Below are 17157 nucleotides of genomic sequence, written 5' to 3' on the forward strand. Positions count from 1 at the left end.
CTGAGGAATGACGGGGTCAGCCTGCCGATCCGGCCCAGGCGAGGGCCGCCTCCCTTGAGCCGTGAACCACGACGTGATCGGCGAGTCCGGAATCCGAGGATGCGACCAGACCCACCCGGAGGCCCGCCGCGGCGACCGCGGCGATCGCGCCGCGCAACAGGGCCACGGCCGAGGCGTCCACGTCGGTGACCCGGTCGAGGTCGAGCACCAGGCAGCCGGGGGGCTCCTCGGGCAGGCACTCGCCGACGGCGTGGACGACTCGCTCGGCCGCGGTGAAGTCGAGCGCCCCCTGCGCCGTGACCAGGGCGAGGCGCCCGCCGTCGGTCCAGGCCTCGGTGACCGTGGGCGCGCTCGGCGCCGGGTTGTGCATGAGGTGGAGGCCGAAGCGGGCGGACAGCTCGCGCAGGGCGGCGACGACCCGTACCGAGTTCCCTGAACTGTCGAGCAGGGGACTGTAGCCCGCGACCCCGAAGCGCCCGGGGCTGACCGCGACCACCCCGCCGGAGACGCCGCTCTTGGCGGGCAGCCCCACCCTGAGCAGCCACTCTCCGGAGCCGTCGTACATTCCGCAGGTCGCCATGACCGCCAGCACCTGGACGGCGACGGGCTCCGGCACCACCTGCTCGCCGGTGAGCGGGTTGCGGCCGCCGGCGGCGAGCGTGGCGCCCATGACCGCGACGTCGACGGTGTCCACCAGCACCGCGCACTGCCGGAAGTACACCTCGGCGGCCTCCACGGGAGAGCAGCGCAGCGACCCGGACGCCCGCATCAGGTGGGCCAGCGCACGGTTCCGGTCCCCCGTCTCCGACTCGGCGCGACGGACCCCCTCGTCGACGTCGAGCACGCGCCCTGCGAAGCGGCCGAGGACGTCCAGGATCCGGGCGAACCGGTCCTCCGGATCGGTGGCCTCAAGCAGAGCGGTCGTAGCGATGGCGCCTGCGTTGATCATGGGATTGGCGGGTCGCCCGGTCCCCGGTTCCAGGCTGATCGCGTTGAACGCCTCGCCGCTGGGCTCGGCTCCGACGCAGCGCGCCACTTCCGCCAGGCCCTGCTCGGCGAGTGCGAGAGCGTAGACGAAGGGCTTCGACACGGACTGGATGGTGAACGGGACCTCCGCGTCACCGGCCCGGTAGCGGTGCCCCTCCGGACTGACGAGCGCCAAGCCGAAAGCCCCTGGTTCGGCCAGCGCCAGGGGCGGGATGTAGGAGGCCAGGTCGCCGGAGTCGTCGCGGGCGTGGCTGCCGCACAGCTCCGCAAGCGTGGCGCTGACCACCTCGAACGCGATGCGGGAGGCCATGCGACCCATGCTGGACGCCTTCCGGGCGTCCCGCAACGCCTGGCTCGGCGCCTTGCCCGCGGATCGGAGCCCGGACACCTGCAGTCCGGGGACCGGCGCGCCGGAGCAGAGCCGCAGCGAACAGCAGTGGTTCGCCGCCCTCGACGCGAATGAGCCGGCCACGCTCACCGGCCTGATCACCCGTGCCCTGACCGCACGCCCCGAGGGCGCCGACTGACCCGATCCCGCCCACCGGGCCGACGGCGCCCGCCACGACCCCGCCCGGCCTCCGCCTCAGCGGCAGCGGGTGCTGATCCACCGCGCGCCGCGCTCGGCGGCCCTGATCCGCCGTTCGCGTCGGGACAGCGGCCATGAAGCGCTCGCGGCGAGGCCCTCAGGGGCCGCCTCCGCGGCCAGGCGGGCACCCGCTTCGCTCAGTTCGGCGAGCAGCTGCCCGCGCCGATCCGGTCGCCTGGTCCGCAGCAGCGCCGCGTACAGACCCTCGATCCGAGCGACCACGCCACCGAGACGAAGCCTTGCCTCGGTGGCGTCGCGCAGTTCCCCACCAGATGACACTCGCCGCTCCCCCTCGCCCAGCATCCAACAGTTGCCTACTTGCGCAAGTGTATGCGAGGGGTCCCCGACGCAGGCTCAGTCGAGCTTCACCGGCGGCTAGTTGGGATCGGCGCGGGCGAAGCAGGCAGCGCCGGGTTCTGTACGACCGGTGCCGTGTCGCCCGCCCCGGTGGTTTGCCGCTCGGCTCATCACCCTTGGCCTGACGCGCATCCCCGTCGCCCGCTACCGTTTTGATCATGACTCAGATACTTGTCGAGGAGAACTTCGAGCACATCGACGGCCAGGACATGGAGGACATCATCGCCGCGCTGGCCGCCCTCGGCCTCACCGCCGATCCCACCCAGCCGCGCACCGCCGTTCGGGGCCGCCCGTGGGTCATGGTGCTGCACTGGATCCAGGGCGAACTCCCGCCCGCCGTCGACGAGAAGCTCAACTCCACGCTCGCGGACACGGTCAGGGACATCTTCGGCAGGCCGCGAGCGGTCGACCGGGCCACCGGCTCCATGCGGCCCCGGACCGCGCCTCGGCTCGTCGAGGTCCACGGCCCGACTGGCGCGGTCATCCGGACGATCGGAGTTCCGAGCATCGGGTGACCCCGACTCCTTCGTGCGGCAGCGCAGCGGCACGGCGGCCCGCCGTCGCGACGAAAGCTGTGTGCGGACTATGCGTCAGCCCCCTTGACGGAATCGTGTCAGGAAAGTTTCCTAACTAATTGCTGGTTCCGCACCCCAGCTTCCGCCTCCCCTGGCGCTAACAGGCATGCCCCGGAGCGAAGGAGTCCCATGCACCGTCCCGTTCACCATCCCCTTCACAGTCCCAGCCGGCGATGGAAGAAGCCCCTGGCAGCGGCCGTCAGCGGAGCCCTCCTCGGGCTCTCGCTCACCGCTTTGGCGGCCGCGCCCGCGCACGCCACGACGACACCGGCACTGCCGTTCCCGCAGCACCAGACCTACAAGGTGGGCGTCATGCCGTCCGCCTCGCAGGCCACCCGCGACGCGGCGGTGGAGAAGCAGTACAACTCCTGGAAGTCCACCTACCTGGTCCACGGCTGTGCCTCGAACGAGTACTACGTCTCCACCAAGGGCGACGGCGACGCCACCAACAACGGCCCGGTGTCCGAGGGTCAGGGCTACGGCATGAACATCGTGCCGCTGATGGCGGGTTACGACGCCAACGCGCAGACCGAGTTCAACGGCCTGTGGCAGCTGGTCAAGGACCACGAGGACCAGTACGGCCTGATGCAGTGGCAGTTGGACGGCCTCTCCTGCAAGTACTACAGCTCGGGCACCCCGGACGCCGCGACCGACGGCGACCTCGACATCGGCTACGGACTGATCCTGGCCGACAAGCAGTGGGGCGGCTACACCGCCGACGCCCAGACCTGGCTGAACAACATCTGGAACCACGACGTCACCTCGGACGGCCACCTCAAGTGCGAGGACGACGGCCCGACGACCGACACCCGGCCCTCCGACCACATGCTCGACCACCTGCGCGCCTTCGCCGCCTACGACACCACGCACGACTGGAACAAGGTCATCACCCGCACCGAGGCGCTGGACTCGGCGTTCACCGCCGCCTACTCGCCTAGCGCGGGCCTGCTCTCCGACTTCGTCATCAACGCGAACACCAGCTCCCCCTCCCCCGCGCCGGCGAACTACCAGGAGAACCAGCCGGACAACATCGTCGGCTACAACTCCATCCGCGTCCCCTGGCACATGGGCACGGACGCGCTCCAGAACGGCAGCAGCGTCGCCGCGACCGCCTACGACATCGCGAAGAAGTGGTCGGCCTGCACCAAGGGCCTGGCGGGCGGCAATCCGGCCAACGTCCAGCCGCACATCAAGCTGAACTGCGCCAACGCCAACATCTCCGGCGACACGACGGCGGAGGAAGCGGGCGACTCCATCGGCCCGGCGGCGATGGCCGCCGGTGACCAGGCCTGGACGGATGCCATCTGGAACCAGCTGGCGACCAACCCCTTCGGTGACCACTACTACGGCGAGACCATCAAGATGCTGGTCTACCTGGTCATGTCGGGCGACTACTGGAACCCGGCGGGCACGACCAGCCCGGCCGAAGACTTCTCCCTCTCCGCCAGTCCCACCGCCGCCTCGGTGACGGCGGGTCAGGCCGCCACGGCCACCGTCTCCACCGCGGTCACCTCCGGCCGCACCGAGTCCGTCTCGCTCACCGCGTCGGGCGCGCCGTCGGGTGCGACCGTCAGCTTCAGCCCGGCCTCGGTCAGCTCGGGCGGCAGCTCCACCATGACCGTGTCCACCACCTCCACCGTCGCCGCGGGCAGTTACCCGATCACGGTGACCGGCACGGCCGCCTCCGGCAGCCACAGCGCGAGCTACACCCTCACCGTCACCACCTCGTCCGGCGGCGGCTGCACCGCAGCTCAGCTGCTCGGCAACCCGGGATTCGAGAACGGCAGCACCACCGCGCCCTGGACCGGCACGTCGACCCTCGGCTTCAACCCGATCACCGCGGCGTCGAGCGCGGAACCGGCCCATTCGGGCAGCTGGGAAGCCTGGCTCAACGGAAACGGCACCGCCGACACCGACACCGTCAGCCAGAGCGTCACCATCCCGACCGGCTGTGTGAGCGCCACGCTGACCTACTGGCAGCACATCGACACCACCGAGAACACCAGCACCGCGACACCTGACACCTTCAAGGTCCAGCTGCTCAACAGCAGCGGCACCGTGCTGACGACCCTGGCCACCTTCAGCAACCTGAACAAGAACACCGGCTATGCCCAGCAGAGCTTCAGTCTCGTCCCCTACATCGGCCAGACCGTGAAGCTCAAGTTCACCGGCACTGAGACCGACGCCAACGGCGGCACCACCAACTTCGTCATCGACGACACCGCCCTCAACGTCAACTGACGCCCACCGCAAGGCCGTCCGAGCCGGTCACCGCACCGGCTCGGACGGCACGGCCTCCTGCAGCAGCCCGTAGACGAAGCGGGCCCGGTACGTGCGAACCACGCCGGCAGAATCGCGCAGGCCGAACCGGCTGACCCACCGGTGCGGCGCGTCCGGGGGCAGGTGGACGACGTCGGTGAAGAGCTCGTGCAGATCACCGACCACGTACTGCCAGGGCGCGAGAGCGTCCGTCGCCGGCACGGCAGGCGGGCGACTCCCTTCCTCCCTGACCAGCCACTCCTGCCAGACCGCCCCTTCGGGCCCCTCGACCGCCTCGAAGAGCAGCCCCGGCCAGAGCGGCAGCCGCCAGCGGTGCAGGCGGCAGGGCAGATCGCCCACGCGCTGCTCGCGGACCTCCGTCGGCGGCCCGAGCACCGCCCGGTATCGGCTCACTCCGCGCGGCGCCGTCCGGGACCGGACGAAGCGCTGCCAGTCGGCGTTCACCTGACGCATCTCCGTCGCCGAGAAGCCGAGCGCCTGCCGGGCCCGCTCCACCAGGGCCGGCTGAAAATCGGCCATCCTCCGCAGCAGCACGAGCTGGAACTCGGACACTCCGAACGCCACAGTCATCGCTGCTGCCTGCCCCGGCCGGTCACTTTCGCTCCAGCGCGGCCAGCCGCAGCTCGAGCTGGTCAACCCGGTGCCGTAGCAGGGTGACCTGGGCTTCCAGGCTGACTTCCCGTTCCGCCCTGCGCTGGATGCGCGGTGACGTGGCGGCGCGCTCGATCACCGCGTCCAGCTGGACCAGGCGCTGCGGCCCGTTCGGGCCGTCCACCAGCCGGGACTGGATCTCGCCATTGCGGTACCAGGACCGCAGGGCCGAGCGGGAAACGCCGGTCTCGGCTTCCGCCTTGCCCAGCGTGACCCAGGGTTTCTCGTCCAGCTGCTCGAACAGCTCCAGCTCATTCTGCCAGCGGGCGAGCCGGTCCTCCCAGTCCGACGATGGCTCCATCACACCCTCCCTTCAGCACAGTGACCCTGTCAATACCAGTGTATTGACAGGGTTGCAACCATAGAACCATGACATTCGAGAGGTTCACGGTGGAAGCCCGCAAGGTGGTCGTCACGGCTCAGGAGGAGGCGAGACTGCTCAAGCACCACCACATCGGCACGGAGCACATCCTGTTGGGGCTGCTGGACGCGCCGGACAGCATGGCGGCGAAAGTTCTGCACCAGCTCGGGTACGACAAGGAGACGGCGCAGGTCGATATCGCCGCGGTGGTCAAGCCCGGCACGCGGGAGCTGAGCGGCCATATCCCGTTCGCGCCGAGCGCGAAGAAGACGCTGGACCTCGCCCTACGCGAGGCGCTGCAGCTGCACCACACCTCCATCGGAACGGAACACATCCTGCTTGCCCTGGTCAGGGAAGGGGAGAGCGTCGGCGCGAAGGTGCTTGCCGAGCGGATCAATCCGATCAGCAAGATCCGTGCCGCCGTGCTGGCGTCGTCGGAGGGATCGCAGGACGTCGAGGCCGGCCCATGGCCGACCGGCACACCTGCCACCGAGGACACCGTGTCCGCCGCTCGCGCGCTGGCGGGTGGCGCACCGATCGGCAGCCATCACCTGCTTGAGGCGATGCTGTGGGCGGAGAACAGCATGGCGGCCAAGGTGCTGCGCGAACTCGGGGTCGACCCGGACGCGGTCGCCGCCAAGATCGACGAACTGGATCCGGAGACGACCACGGACGCGAACCCGGAGGAGGCTGCCGCGCGCACGATGGAGATCCGGCTGGTCGACGGTGAGGTGCACGTGATCCTGCGGGACCCGACAACGGTCACGATCGCCAAGAAGGTCACCGAGCTGTCCGGCGGCCCGATCCAGGGGGTCGGCCCGGTGGCCGGCATGTTCGTCCCGCTCTGGCGGTCGACCAACCAGCTGCTGCAGCAGATCCAGCGTGTGCTGGAACCGGAACCCGGAGAAGAGGACGGATCCGCCGCGGGCAACGTGGCCAAGCTCGTACGCGCGATCCTCGCACCCCGGCTCCGCCGGTGAACCGGCTGATCAGCGGGCCGGAACCTGTCGTTGGGACGGGCGAGGACGGGGGCCTGGACCGCAGGTAGGTCTGGTGGACGTGGGAGAGCCGGCCCTGCTTCAGTGCGTCCAGCCCGCCGCTCACCGGGGTGCAGTCGACATTGCAGCCGTGCGCAACCAGCAGCGCGGCGATCGTGGCATGCAGGTCCCGAACCTGCCTCGCTTGCGCTGCTTGCGGTAAAGATGACGCTATTTGCGCTATGGATAGCGGTAGTTGCGCATCTTGTTCTAGATATTGCGTCGATCGAGTGACGCCCATACGCTCCCTCGTTAGCAACTGACTCCCCCTCACCCCACCCACCATCCCCCCGACCCGCGAGGGAATCCATGTCAGGCACTCGCCAATCGAGACTCCGAACGGCCACGCTGGGCCTCCTGGCCCTGCTGTTGTCCCTGTTGCCCCTCCTCCACCCCGTCGGCGCCCGTGCCGCAGGGACCAACCTGGCGCTCGGCAAGACGATGAGCGCGAGCGGCGTCCAGCAGAACTACGCCGCGAGCAACGCCAACGACGGCAACCAGAACAGCTACTGGGAGAGCACCAACAACGCCTTCCCGCAGTGGCTCCAGGTCGATCTCGGCGCGAACACGGCCGTCGACCACATCGTCCTGAAGACGCCGACCGCCTCCGGCTGGGGCGCCCGCACCCAGACGCTGAGCGTCCTGGGCAGCACGGACGGCAGCAACTTCTCGACCCTGGTCGGTTCGGCGGCCTACAACTTCGACCCGGCGACCGGAGCCGCGGTCACCATCGCCCTGCCGGCCTCGACGAGCACCCGTTATCTGCGGGTCAACGTCACCGCCAACACCGCCTGGCCCGCCGCACAGGTCTCCGAGTTCGAGGTCTACGCCCCGACCGGCGGCGACACCACCCCGCCCACCGCGCCCGGCAACCTCGCGTACACGCAGCCGCAGTCCGGGCAGATCAACCTGACCTGGACCGCCGCGACCGACAACGTCGGCGTGACCGCCTATGACATCTACGCCAACGGCGCCAAGGTCGGCTCGGTCGGCGGCAGCACGCTGACCTACACCGACTCCCAGCCCGACACCGCCACCGTCACCTACTACGTCGTCGCCCGCGACGCGGCCGGCAACCAGTCGCCCGCCAGCAACAGCGTCACCCGGACCGGAAGCACCCCGACCGGCAGCAACCTCGCCCTCGGCAAGCCGATCAGCGGGAGCGCGTACACCTACACCTACGCGCCCACCAACGCCAACGACGGGGACCTCACCACCTACTTCGAGGGCTCGACCTACCCGAGCCAGCTCACCGTCAAGCTCGGCGCCAACGCCGATGTGACGGCGGTGAAGGTGCTGCTCAACCCCGCCTCGGTCTGGTCGGCGCGGACCCAGACCATCCAGGTGCTGGGCCGCGAGCAGAGCGCCACCGGCTTCACCAGCATCAGCGCGGCGCAGACCTACACCTTCGACCCGAACACCGGCAACACCGTCACCATCCCGGTCAGTGCCCGGGTCGCCGACGTCGAGCTGAGCATCACCAGCAACAGCGGCGCGCCCGGCGGCCAGGTCGCCGAGTTCCAGGTGATCGGCACTCCGGCCCCCAACCCGGACTACACCGTCACCGGCTCCTCCTGGTCCCCCGCCTCCCCCGTGGAGACCGACCCGGTGACCGTCTCCGCGACCGTGCAGAACATCGGCACCGCCGCCGCGCCCGCGAGCAGCGTCAACTTCTACCTGGGCACCACCAAGGTCGGCAGCGCCGCCGTGGGCGCCCTGGCTGTCGGCGCGTCGACGACCGTCAGTGCGAACATCGGGACCCAGGCGGCGGGCAGCTACCCGCTGACCGCCAAGGTCAACGAGTCCGGCGCGGTCATCGAGCTCAATACCTCCAACAACAGCTACACCAACCCCACCAACCTGGTCGTCTCCGCCGTGCAGAGCTCGGACCTGGTGGCCTCGCCGGTCGGCTGGACGCCGTCCAACCCGTCGGCGGGCAACACCGTCAACTTCTCGGTGGCGGTGAAGAACCAGGGCAACATCGCGACCGCGAGCGGCTCGCACGCGATCACCATGACGCTGCTCGACAGCAACGGCGCGACGCTGACGACGTTCAACGGCTCCTTCAGCGGCTCACTCGCGGCCGGAGCGACCAGCGCGCCGGTAGCGATGGGTAGTTGGACGGCGGCCAACGGCAAGTACACCGTGCACACGGTGATCGCCGCGGACGCCAACGAGCTGCCCGTCAAGCAGGCCAACAACACCAGCGACACGCCGTTCTTCGTCGGCCGCGGCGCCAACATGCCCTACGACACCTACCACGCCTACGACGGCCAGCTCGGCGGCGGCGCGGCCGTCGTCGGCCCGAACCGCACCATCGGCGACATCGCGGGCGAGGCGTCCGGCCGCAAGGCGGTCACGCTGAACTCGACCGGCGCCTACGTCCAGTGGACCTCGCGCGAGGCCACCAACACGCTGGTCACCCGCTTCTCCATCCCCGACGCGTCGGGCGGCGGCGGCACCACCGCCACGCTCGACCTCTACGCCAACGGCCAGCTCGTCCAGCCGGTCACGCTGACCTCCCACTACGCCTGGCTCTACGGCGCGGAGACCAGCCCCGGCAACGACCCGAGCGCGGGCGGCCCCCGCCACATCTACGACGAGGCGCACGTCCTGCTCGCCCAGAGCTACCCGCAGGGCACCGTCTTCAAGCTGCAGAAGGACGCCTCCAACACCTCCCAGTACGCGATCGACTTCGTCGACCTGGAGCAGGTCGCACCGATCGCCAACCCGGACCCGACCACGTTCGTCACTCCGGCCGGCTTCGCCCAGCAGGACGTGCAGAACGCGCTGGACAAGGTCCGGATGGACACCACCGGCAAGCTGCAGGGCGTCTACCTGCCCGCCGGGCAGTACCAGGTCTCCAGCAAGATCCAGGTCTACGGCAAGGCCATCAAGGTCGTCGGCGCGGGCCCCTGGTACACCCAGTTCAACGCGCCCACCGGACAGGACAACACAGACGACGGCTGGTCGGTGGCGACCTCCGCCAACGGCTCGTCCTTCTCCGGCTTCGGCTGGTTCGGCAACTACGTGCAGCGCATCGACGGTCCGGGCAAGGTCTTCGACCTGACCGACGTCAGCGGGATCACCATCGACAACATCTGGATCGAGCACCAGGTCTGCGCGATCTGGGGCACCCACGTCAGCGGCCTGTCCGCCACGAACATGCGGATCAGGGACACCTTCGCCGACGGCATCAACCTCACCAACGGCAGCCAGAACAACCTGGTCAGCAACGACGAGGCACGATCCACGGGCGACGACAGCTTCGCGCTGTTCGCGGCCCAGGACCACAACAGCTCGCCCCTGACCGGCAACACCTTCCAGAACCTCACCGCGCTGATGCCGTGGAGGGCGGCCGGCATAGCGGTCTACGGCGGTGACGGCAACACCATCCAGAACATCTACGTCGCCGACACGCTGACCTACGCCGGCATGACAGTGAGCTCGCTCAACTTCGGCTACCCGTTCCAGGGCTTCGGCGCCAGCCCGCAGACGGTGATCCAGAACATCTCGCTGGTCCGTGACGGCGGGCACTTCTGGGGCGGCCAGGTCTTCCCGGCGCTGTGGATGTTCTCGGCGACCCAGCCCTTCCAGGGGATCCGGATCAACAGCCTCGACATCACCGATCCGACCTACTCCGGAATCATGTTCCAGACCGACTACTCGGGAGGCACCGCTCTCAACCCCATCACCGACACGGTCTTCACCGACGTCAACATCACCGGGGCGCAGCAGAGCGGCGACGCCTACAACGCCAAGTCCGGCTATGGCATCTGGGCCAACCCGCTGCCTGAGTCCGGCCAGGGACCGGCGGTCGGTTCGGTCACCTTCAACCACCTGACCGAGAGCAACAACTACATCAACATCAACAACCCGACGTCGACCTTCACCATCACCGTCAACCCGTAGTCCCGCCGATCGCACCCACGGGGGCTGTCGCGGCCGTGCACCGGCCGCGGCGGCCCCCGACGCGTGGGAGGGTTCGGGCTCAGGAGCACTGCGTGAAGGAGCGGCGGTACTCCGCCGGTGAGATGCCCACCGCCCGGCGGAAGTGGTGGCGCAGCATCGCCGCCGTCTGGAAGCCGGAGGAGTGGGCCACGTCCTCGATCGAGAGCGGGGACCGCTCCAACAGCCTGCGGGCGTGCAGCACGCGCTGCGCGGCGAGCCAGCGGCCCGGGGTGGTCCCGGTCTCGGCGAGGAAGCGGCGGGCGAAGGTGCGTTCGGACATGTGGGCCCGGTGGGCCATCTCGGCCACCGGGTGCTCCTCGTCCAGTCGCTCGGCGAGCCAGGCGAGCAGCGGCTGAAGGCTGTCGGCGACCCGCTCGGGCACCGGCTGGACGATGAACTGCCGCTGTCCGCCCTCCCGTTGCGGTGGCACGACCATGCGCCTGGCGATCGCGGTGGCCGCCTCCGAGCCGAGCTCGCGCCGGACCAGGTGCAGCGCGGCGTCGATGCCGGCGGCGGTGCCCGCGCTGGTGATGATCTGTCCGTCGTCGACGTAGAGGACGTCCGGGTCCATCTTGGCGCTCGGAAAGCGCTCCGCGAACTCGTCGGCGTGACGCCAGTGGGTCGTGCAGCGTCTGCCGTCCAGCAGGCCTGCGGCCGCGAGCGCGAAGGCGCCGCTGCACACCGTCAGCAGTTGCGCGCCGCGGGCGTGGGCGGCCCGCAGCGCGTCCAGGAACTGTGGCGGGTACTCGGCGCGAATGAGGTAAGCCGGGACGGCGACCAGATCGGCGAGGGCCAGTTGGTCGAAGCCGAAGGGCGTGGTCATGGTGGCACCACCGTTGACCCGCACCGGCTGTCCCGGCTCGGGCGTGCAGATGCGGAAGTCGAAGGGCGGCACCCCGTCCTCCGTCCGGTCGATGCCGAAGACCTCACAGAGCACGCCGAACTCGAAGGGCGCGAAGTCGTCGATCAGGGGCACCGCGACGGTATGCAACATGCGCCCAGCGTAGATGGCAGGATCTCGATGCACCAGGGCGCTCCTGCCACTGGTGGCAGAATCTCGCCGGGCGCAATCTGGGTGCCATGGGAATCGTCGTCCTGGCCCTCGCGGCCCTCGCTCTCGTCATCGGTCTCGAACTCAACCAGCGCCGGAACCGCCGCCACCTCCCCGCCGCCCCTGCGCGCTTCACCGCCACCGCGCCGCAGGACCGGGATCTGGAACGGATCCGGGCCGAACTGCTCTCCCGCTGATGCGGACAACCACCGTCCTCAGCGGCCCCACGACGTGGGAAGGGCCGCGCCGTCCACCCTCGGGGACGGCGCGACCCTGTGCGACCCGATTGCGCCCCGTCAGGGGAGGCGCAGCCAGACCGCGGTATCGGGGGGCAGCGCACCGTCGGCGAGCTGCCCGCTGCAGAGCAGCACCCGGCTGCCCGCAGGCAACTGCACCGGCTCCGCGCCGAGGTTGACTACACAGGCGAACCGCTCCGAGCGCGTGAAAGCCAGCACCTCGCCGTCGCCGTAGCCGTCGAACCAGCTCAACTCGCCGTCGCCGAGCGCGGACTCACTGCGGCGCAGCCGCAGCGCCGTGCGGTAGAGCGCGAGCATCGACTGCGGGTCTTCGCTCTGCCGCTCCACGGTCAGCCCCGCCCAGTCCGCCGGCTGCGGCAGCCAGGTGGGTGACCCGCCGAAGCCGAACGGCGGGTCGTCGCCGCTCCACGGGAGCGGGACGCGGCAGCCGTCCCGGCCGGGGTCGGCGCCGTCGGTGCGGTGGAACATCGGGTCCTCGATGACCTCCACCGGCAGGTCCTCGACCTCGGGCAGTCCCAACTCCTCACCCTGGTACAGGTACACCGACCCCGGCAGGGCGAGGCTGAGCAGCGCCGCCGCTCGGGCGCGGCGGGTGCCGAGCTCCAGGTCGGTGGGGATGCCGTGCGCCTTGGCGGCGAAGTCGAAACCGGTGTCGGCGCGGCCGTACCGGGTCACTGTGCGGGTGATGTCGTGGTTGGCCAGTACCCAGGTCGCCGGCGCCCGGACCGGGGCGTGCACGGCCAAGGTCGTGGTGATCGCCTCACGCAGCCGCTCGGCGTCCCAGGGACAGGTCAGGAAACCGAAGTTGAACGCGGTGTGCAGTTCGTCCGGGCGCAGGTAGCGGGCGAAGCGCTCCGGATCCGGCAGCCAGACCTCGCCGATCAGGGCGCGTGGCTGCGCATAGGACTCGGCGAGCTTGCGCCAGGCCCGGTAGACGTCGTGGATCTCGTCGCGGTCCAGATAGGGGTGCGGGTCCGCGCCCTCGACCAGATCGGGGAGGTTCGGGTCCTTGACGACCTCGGCGGCGGAGTCGATGCGTACCCCGGCCGCGCCGCGGTCGAACCAGAAGCGCAGCACCTCCTCGTGCTCGGTGCGGACGTCGGGGTGCTGCCAGTTGAGGTCCGGCTGGGCGGAGGCGAAGCGGTGCAGGTACCACTGGCCGTCCGGTACTCGGGTCCAGGCGCTGCCGCCGAACTGCGAGGTCCAGTTGTTGGGCGGCAGCTCGCCCTCCTCGCCGCGACCCTCCCGGAACCAGAAACGCTCGCGCGCCGCCGACCCCGGCCCGGCCGCCAGCGCCTCCTGGAACCAGCGGTGCTGGTCGGAGACGTGGTTGGGGACGATGTCGATGATGGTCCTGATGCCGTGGTCGAGCGCCTCGGCGATCAGCCGCTCGGCCTCGGCGAGTGTCCCGAAGGCGGGGTGGATGGCGCGGTAATCGGCGACGTCGTAGCCGCCGTCGGCCATCGGCGAGGCGTACCAGGGGTTGAACCAGAGGGCGTCGACGCCGAGTTCGGCCAGGTAGGGCAGTCGGGAGTGGACTCCCGCCAGGTCGCCCACGCCGTCGCCGTCCGCGTCGGCGAAACTGCGCACGTAGACCTGGTAGATCGCGGCGCCGCGCCACCACTCGTGGGGATTGAGCAAGGTAGGAATCTCCTTGGCGATTTGGCCCTTTGGCGATTTGGCGAGGACGCGAGGACGCGAGGTCAGCCCTTGAGGCTGCCGGCGGTCAGACCGGACATGATGTTGCGCTGGAAGAAGAGGAAGAAGAGCACGGTCGGCACGGCCGAGATGGCAGCCGCCGCGATCAGGATGTTCTGCGGCACTCCGAGCGAGAGGGAGTAGATGCCGGCGTTGAGCGTCTGCTTCGTCGGGTCGGGCTCGGCCAGCAGCGGCCAGAGGAAGTCCTTCCACACATTGACGAGCGCGAAGATCGACACCACGCCGATGATCGGACGCGACATGGGCAGCACGATGGAGAGCAGCGTGCGCAGCGGTCCTGCCCCGTCGATGGCGGCGGAGTCGAGCAACTCCTGCGGCACCGAGTCGAAGAACCGCTTGAGCAGATAGATGTTGAAGGCGTTGGCCACCGACGGCAGCCAGATCGCCCAGGGCGAGTTGAGCAGGTTCAGGTGCAGCAGCGGCAGATCGAGCACGGTCAGGTACTGCGGTACGACCAGCACCATGGCCGGGATCATCAGCGTGGCGAGCATCAGCCCGAGGATCGCGTTGCCCAGCACCGGCCGCAGCTTGGAGAGCGAGTAGGCCGCACCGATGTCGAACACCAGCTGGAAGGCGAGGGCCCCGAAGGCGTACCACAGGGTGTTCAGCAGCAACTGGGAGATGGAGAGCCGGTCCCAGGCCTGGCTGTAGTTGGAGAGCTGGACGTGGTGCGGGTAGAAGGTCGGCGGTGTCTGGATCGCCTCGGTGGTGCCCTTGAGCCCGTCGGTGACGAGCAGGTACAAGGGGCCGAGGAAGACCAGCGTGAACGCGGCGACGACGAGGATCAGCACCGTCCGGTACACCGTGCGGTTCAGCTGCGCGGGGTTGATCAGAGTACGGGTCGCGCTCACGCCTCGGCCCTCCGGTTGAGTCGCACGTAGATCACCGAGAAGCCGGCCAGCACCAGCAGCAGGAGCAGCCCGAGCGCGCAGGCCGCGCCGTAGTTGGAGAAGTTGAAGGCGTACTGGTAGATCAGGTAGACCACGGTGGCGGTCGAACCGTTCACGCCCTGGCCGCCGTTGGTGAGCACGAAGGGCTCGACGAAGACCTGCATGGTGGCGACGATCTGCAGCATCAGCATCAACGAGAGGATCAGCCGCGTCTGCGGGATCGTCACGTGCCAGATCCTCTGCAGCAGTCCGGCGCCGTCCAGTTCGGCGGCCTCGTAGAGCTCGCCGGGGATGTTCTGCAGCGCGGCCAGGTAGATCAGCGTGGCACTGCCCATGTTCATCCAGGTCGAGGCGATCACCACGGAGAGCAGGGCCAGGTTGGGCGACTGCAGCCAGCCGGAGGTCGGCAGGTGCGCAAGGTGCAGCAGGCGGTTGAGCAGACCGGAGTCGGGGTTGTAGAGGTCCTTGAACAGGACCAGCGAGGAGACCGGCGGCAGCATCACCGGCAGGTAGACCAGGATCCGCAGGTAGCCGCGGGTGTGGCGCAGTTCGTTCATCACCACGGCCAGCACGAACGGCAGACCGAAGCCGAGCAGCAGCGCCATCCCGGTGAACTCGGCGGTGTTGCGCCAGGCCTGCCAGAAACTGGGGTCGTTGGCGACCTGGTTGAGGTTGTGCAGGCCCACCCAGGTGGTCCTGCCCGCTCTCACCTTCTGGAAGCTCATGATCACTTCGCGAACCATGGGGTACCAGGAGAAGCACGCGAAGCAGAGCACCGCGCCGATCAGGAAGCCATGGGCGGCGAGGTTGCGTTGCACGCTTCTGCGCAGGGCCCCGGGCCGACCCGTCGCCCGGGCGGGCGACGAGTCGGTGCCGGAGGACGCGGTCAGGACCGCCATCTTCGAACTCCTCGAAACTACTGGGACTGCGGCGCGCGGACTACTACGCGTTGGCCAGGACCTGGTTGACCTGCGTCTCGGCGGTGGTCAGCAGCTTCTGCGCGTCGGCGTGCGGGTCGGTCAGGACGGAGGCCATGGCGTTGTCCAGGATCTTGTAGATCGCCTGGGCGTTGGCCGGCTCGGTCACCCCGGGGACGTTCGCGCCGACGTAGGGCGTGAAGGCGGCGACGGACATGGTGGCGTTGGCCGTCTTGAGCTGGGTGTCCTTGGCCGCGGTCGAGCCCTGGAAGAGCTGCGGCTCGGGGATGCCGACCGCCTGACCGGCCGCCTTGGAGCGGGAGTAGTTGAACTGCTGCCCCTGGCCCTCGGTCAGCCAGAGGTAACTGACCAACTGGATCCCGGCCTTGATCTGCGCCGGAGTGTCCTTGACGTTGAACATGTAGTCGTCGCCGCCGCCGAGCGTGCCCACGCCGGGTCCGCTGTCTCCGGGCATCGGGCCCATGCCGTAGTCGGCGTACTTGGCGCCCAGGCTCTGCACCATGTAGGTGATGTCGTCCGGGGCGGCGATGTACATCCCGAGCTTGCCGGCTGCCATCTGCTTCTGCAGGTCGCCCCACTTGTAGAGCTGGGTGCTGCCCATGACGTTGTCGGTGTAGCGAAGCTTCTGCAGGTTCTGCAGGACGGCGAGGCCCTGCGCGTTGTTGAAGGCGGCCTTCTTGCCGTCGTCGCTGACCATCTTGCCGCCCTGGGCGTACATCTCGGCGGTGAAGTGCCAGCCGCCGTTGTTGCCCGCGCTGTAGTCGCCGTAGCCGGCGACGCCGTTGCCCAGCGCCGCGATCTTCTTGGCGTCCGTCTCGACGTCGGCCCAGGTCTGCGGCGGCTGGTCCGGGTTCAGGCCGGCCTGCTGGAACAGCTTCCGATTGATGATCATCCCCATGGTGTAGTTCTCCCGCGGGATGCCGTACGTCTTGCCCCCGGCCTGCAGCGGTGCCCACACCGAGGAGAGGATGTCGTCCTTGACCGGCAGGGTGTCCGCCGTGACGTACGAGGTGATGTCGGCGGCCTGCCCCGCGTCGAGGACCTGCTGACGGTCGGTGAAGTAGGTGTAGAAGACGTTCGCCTCGGTCCCGCCGCGCAGGGCCGCGGTGAACAGCTCCGGCGTCTCGCAGGGGAACGTGTCGATGCTCTTGACCGTGATGTTCGGGTGCAGCTTCTCGAAGGCGGCGATGTCGTCGTTCCACTGCTGAACCTGCGTCGGGCGGCTGCTCGGGGGCGCGCAGTCGATCGAGATGGTGACCTTGCCGTTGTCCGCGCCGCCGGTGGCGGAGCCGCCGGGCGAGGCGGAGCTGGAGCAGGCGGCAGTCAGCGAGAGAGCAGTGGCGGTGATCAGCAACGCTGCGGATCTGCGCATGGGTGGTCGACCCCTTCATGGGCGATGAATGTGTGGGGAGTGGCGGGGCTCACTTAAGCACCGGCGATACGGGGCGCACAAGATGTCGACGGAAATCCGCAAGAAATGAACGTTGAACTGCGATGTAGCATCGCGGTAACGGCAG

General features: G+C 69.2%; 15 protein-coding genes and 1 pseudogene. 6 read left to right on the top strand and 10 right to left on the bottom strand.

All coding sequences use genetic code 11. The features are described 5' to 3' along the window. Nucleotides 1-16: 16 nt before the first annotated feature. A complete protein-coding gene (glsA, locus tag ABIA32_RS31310) occupies nucleotides 17-1297 on the bottom strand; it encodes a glutaminase A (RefSeq protein ID WP_370102857.1) in 1281 nt (426 codons plus the stop codon). Here glsA and ABIA32_RS31315 point away from each other — a divergent pair. Continuing rightward, a complete protein-coding gene (locus ABIA32_RS31315) occupies nucleotides 1296-1514 on the top strand; it encodes a hypothetical protein (protein WP_370102859.1) in 219 nt (72 codons plus the stop codon). The two genes, glsA and ABIA32_RS31315, sit on opposite strands and share 2 nt — an antisense overlap. Nucleotides 1515-1570: 56 nt before the next feature. Here the strand turns inward: ABIA32_RS31315 and ABIA32_RS31320 are convergent, their stop codons facing one another. After that, nucleotides 1571-1852 (bottom strand): hypothetical protein, encoded by a 282-nt coding sequence (locus ABIA32_RS31320; protein WP_370102861.1) that lies wholly within the window; start codon nucleotides 1850-1852, stop codon nucleotides 1571-1573. Between the two features lie 236 nt (nucleotides 1853-2088). Between ABIA32_RS31320 and ABIA32_RS31325 the strand changes: the two genes are divergently transcribed. Further along, nucleotides 2089-2445 carry a hypothetical protein gene (locus tag ABIA32_RS31325; RefSeq protein ID WP_370102863.1) on the top strand — a complete coding sequence of 119 codons (357 nt, stop codon included), beginning with the start codon at nucleotides 2089-2091 and terminating at the stop codon, nucleotides 2443-2445. A gap of 189 nt (nucleotides 2446-2634) precedes the next feature. Further along, on the top strand, nucleotides 2635-4746 hold the full coding sequence (locus ABIA32_RS31330) for a glycosyl hydrolase family 8 (protein WP_370102865.1): 2112 nt from the start codon (nucleotides 2635-2637) through the stop codon (nucleotides 4744-4746). A gap of 27 nt (nucleotides 4747-4773) precedes the next feature. On the opposite strand, the gene ABIA32_RS31335 is transcribed toward ABIA32_RS31330, so the two are convergent. Both ABIA32_RS31335 and ABIA32_RS31340 read right to left on the bottom strand, forming a co-directional pair. Beyond that, nucleotides 4774-5355 carry a hypothetical protein gene (locus tag ABIA32_RS31335; protein WP_370102866.1) on the bottom strand — a complete coding sequence of 194 codons (582 nt, stop codon included), beginning with the start codon at nucleotides 5353-5355 and terminating at the stop codon, nucleotides 4774-4776. A gap of 22 nt (nucleotides 5356-5377) precedes the next feature. Further along, a complete protein-coding gene (locus ABIA32_RS31340) occupies nucleotides 5378-5737 on the bottom strand; it encodes an excisionase (RefSeq protein ID WP_370102868.1) in 360 nt (119 codons plus the stop codon). Nucleotides 5738-5805: 68 nt separating this feature from the next. Here ABIA32_RS31340 and ABIA32_RS31345 point away from each other — a divergent pair, with 68 nt between their 5' ends. Next, nucleotides 5806-6777 carry a Clp protease N-terminal domain-containing protein gene (locus ABIA32_RS31345; protein WP_370102870.1) on the top strand — a complete coding sequence of 324 codons (972 nt, stop codon included), beginning with the start codon at nucleotides 5806-5808 and terminating at the stop codon, nucleotides 6775-6777. Nucleotides 6778-6835: 58 nt separating this feature from the next. Here the strand turns inward: ABIA32_RS31345 and ABIA32_RS31350 are convergent. Continuing rightward, a pseudogene (locus ABIA32_RS31350) lies at nucleotides 6836-6973 on the bottom strand (Tn3 family transposase); the annotation flags it as partial. A 230-nt stretch (nucleotides 6974-7203) separates the two neighbouring features. On the opposite strand from ABIA32_RS31350, the gene ABIA32_RS31355 reads away from it, so the two are divergent. Further along, nucleotides 7204-10746 (top strand): discoidin domain-containing protein, encoded by a 3543-nt coding sequence (locus tag ABIA32_RS31355; protein WP_370102872.1) that lies wholly within the window; start codon nucleotides 7204-7206, stop codon nucleotides 10744-10746. 79 nt (nucleotides 10747-10825) lie between these two features. Here the strand turns inward: ABIA32_RS31355 and ABIA32_RS31360 are convergent, their stop codons facing one another. Next, nucleotides 10826-11779: a helix-turn-helix domain-containing protein gene (locus ABIA32_RS31360; RefSeq protein ID WP_370102874.1), complete on the bottom strand. Its 954-nt coding sequence runs from the start codon at nucleotides 11777-11779 to the stop codon at nucleotides 10826-10828. Nucleotides 11780-11865: 86 nt separating this feature from the next. Here ABIA32_RS31360 and ABIA32_RS31365 point away from each other — a divergent pair, with 86 nt between their 5' ends. Continuing rightward, a complete protein-coding gene (locus tag ABIA32_RS31365; protein WP_370102876.1) occupies nucleotides 11866-12033 on the top strand; it encodes a hypothetical protein in 168 nt (55 codons plus the stop codon). A 99-nt stretch (nucleotides 12034-12132) separates the two neighbouring features. Here ABIA32_RS31365 and ABIA32_RS31370 read toward each other — a convergent pair whose 3' ends face one another. From ABIA32_RS31370 to ABIA32_RS31385, 4 genes are all read right to left on the bottom strand, one after another. Next, a complete protein-coding gene (locus tag ABIA32_RS31370; RefSeq protein ID WP_370102878.1) occupies nucleotides 12133-13734 on the bottom strand; it encodes a glycoside hydrolase family 13 protein in 1602 nt (533 codons plus the stop codon). A 62-nt stretch (nucleotides 13735-13796) separates the two neighbouring features. Continuing rightward, entirely contained in the window at nucleotides 13797-14663 is an 867-nt protein-coding gene (locus ABIA32_RS31375; RefSeq protein WP_370102880.1) for a carbohydrate ABC transporter permease, read from the bottom strand. Continuing rightward, nucleotides 14660-15601, bottom strand: coding sequence for a carbohydrate ABC transporter permease (locus tag ABIA32_RS31380; protein WP_370102881.1), 942 nt, complete (start codon nucleotides 15599-15601; stop codon nucleotides 14660-14662). The genes ABIA32_RS31375 and ABIA32_RS31380 overlap by 4 nt, the downstream gene beginning before the upstream one ends. 43 nt (nucleotides 15602-15644) lie before the next feature. Next, complete coding sequence (locus ABIA32_RS31385; protein WP_370102883.1) at nucleotides 15645-17012, bottom strand: ABC transporter substrate-binding protein; 1368 nt, start codon at nucleotides 17010-17012, stop codon at nucleotides 15645-15647. Between the last annotated feature and the right edge of the window lie 145 nt (nucleotides 17013-17157).

It is taken from the genome of Streptacidiphilus sp. MAP12-20 (genome assembly GCF_041262525.1).
GTDB lineage: Bacteria > Actinomycetota > Actinomycetes > Streptomycetales > Streptomycetaceae > Streptacidiphilus.

Bases quoted from the DNA above. Each gene is read 5' to 3' on its own strand.
- ABIA32_RS31330 (WP_370102865.1), top strand. From the start codon at position 2,635: ATGCACCGTCCCGTTCACCATCCCCTTCACAGTCCCAGCCGGCGATGG.
- ABIA32_RS31340 (WP_370102868.1), bottom strand. From the start codon at position 5,737: ATGGAGCCATCGTCGGACTGGGAGGACCGGCTCGCCCGCTGGCAGAAT.
- ABIA32_RS31335 (WP_370102866.1), bottom strand. From the start codon at position 5,355: ATGACTGTGGCGTTCGGAGTGTCCGAGTTCCAGCTCGTGCTGCTGCGG.
- ABIA32_RS31360 (WP_370102874.1), bottom strand. From the start codon at position 11,779: ATGTTGCATACCGTCGCGGTGCCCCTGATCGACGACTTCGCGCCCTTC.
- ABIA32_RS31380 (WP_370102881.1), bottom strand. From the start codon at position 15,601: ATGGCGGTCCTGACCGCGTCCTCCGGCACCGACTCGTCGCCCGCCCGG.
- glsA (WP_370102857.1), bottom strand. From the start codon at position 1,297: ATGGCCTCCCGCATCGCGTTCGAGGTGGTCAGCGCCACGCTTGCGGAG.
- ABIA32_RS31345 (WP_370102870.1), top strand. From the start codon at position 5,806: ATGACATTCGAGAGGTTCACGGTGGAAGCCCGCAAGGTGGTCGTCACG.
- ABIA32_RS31325 (WP_370102863.1), top strand. From the start codon at position 2,089: ATGACTCAGATACTTGTCGAGGAGAACTTCGAGCACATCGACGGCCAG.
- ABIA32_RS31315 (WP_370102859.1), top strand. From the start codon at position 1,296: ATGCGACCCATGCTGGACGCCTTCCGGGCGTCCCGCAACGCCTGGCTC.
- ABIA32_RS31385 (WP_370102883.1), bottom strand. From the start codon at position 17,012: ATGCGCAGATCCGCAGCGTTGCTGATCACCGCCACTGCTCTCTCGCTG.
- ABIA32_RS31365 (WP_370102876.1), top strand. From the start codon at position 11,866: ATGGGAATCGTCGTCCTGGCCCTCGCGGCCCTCGCTCTCGTCATCGGT.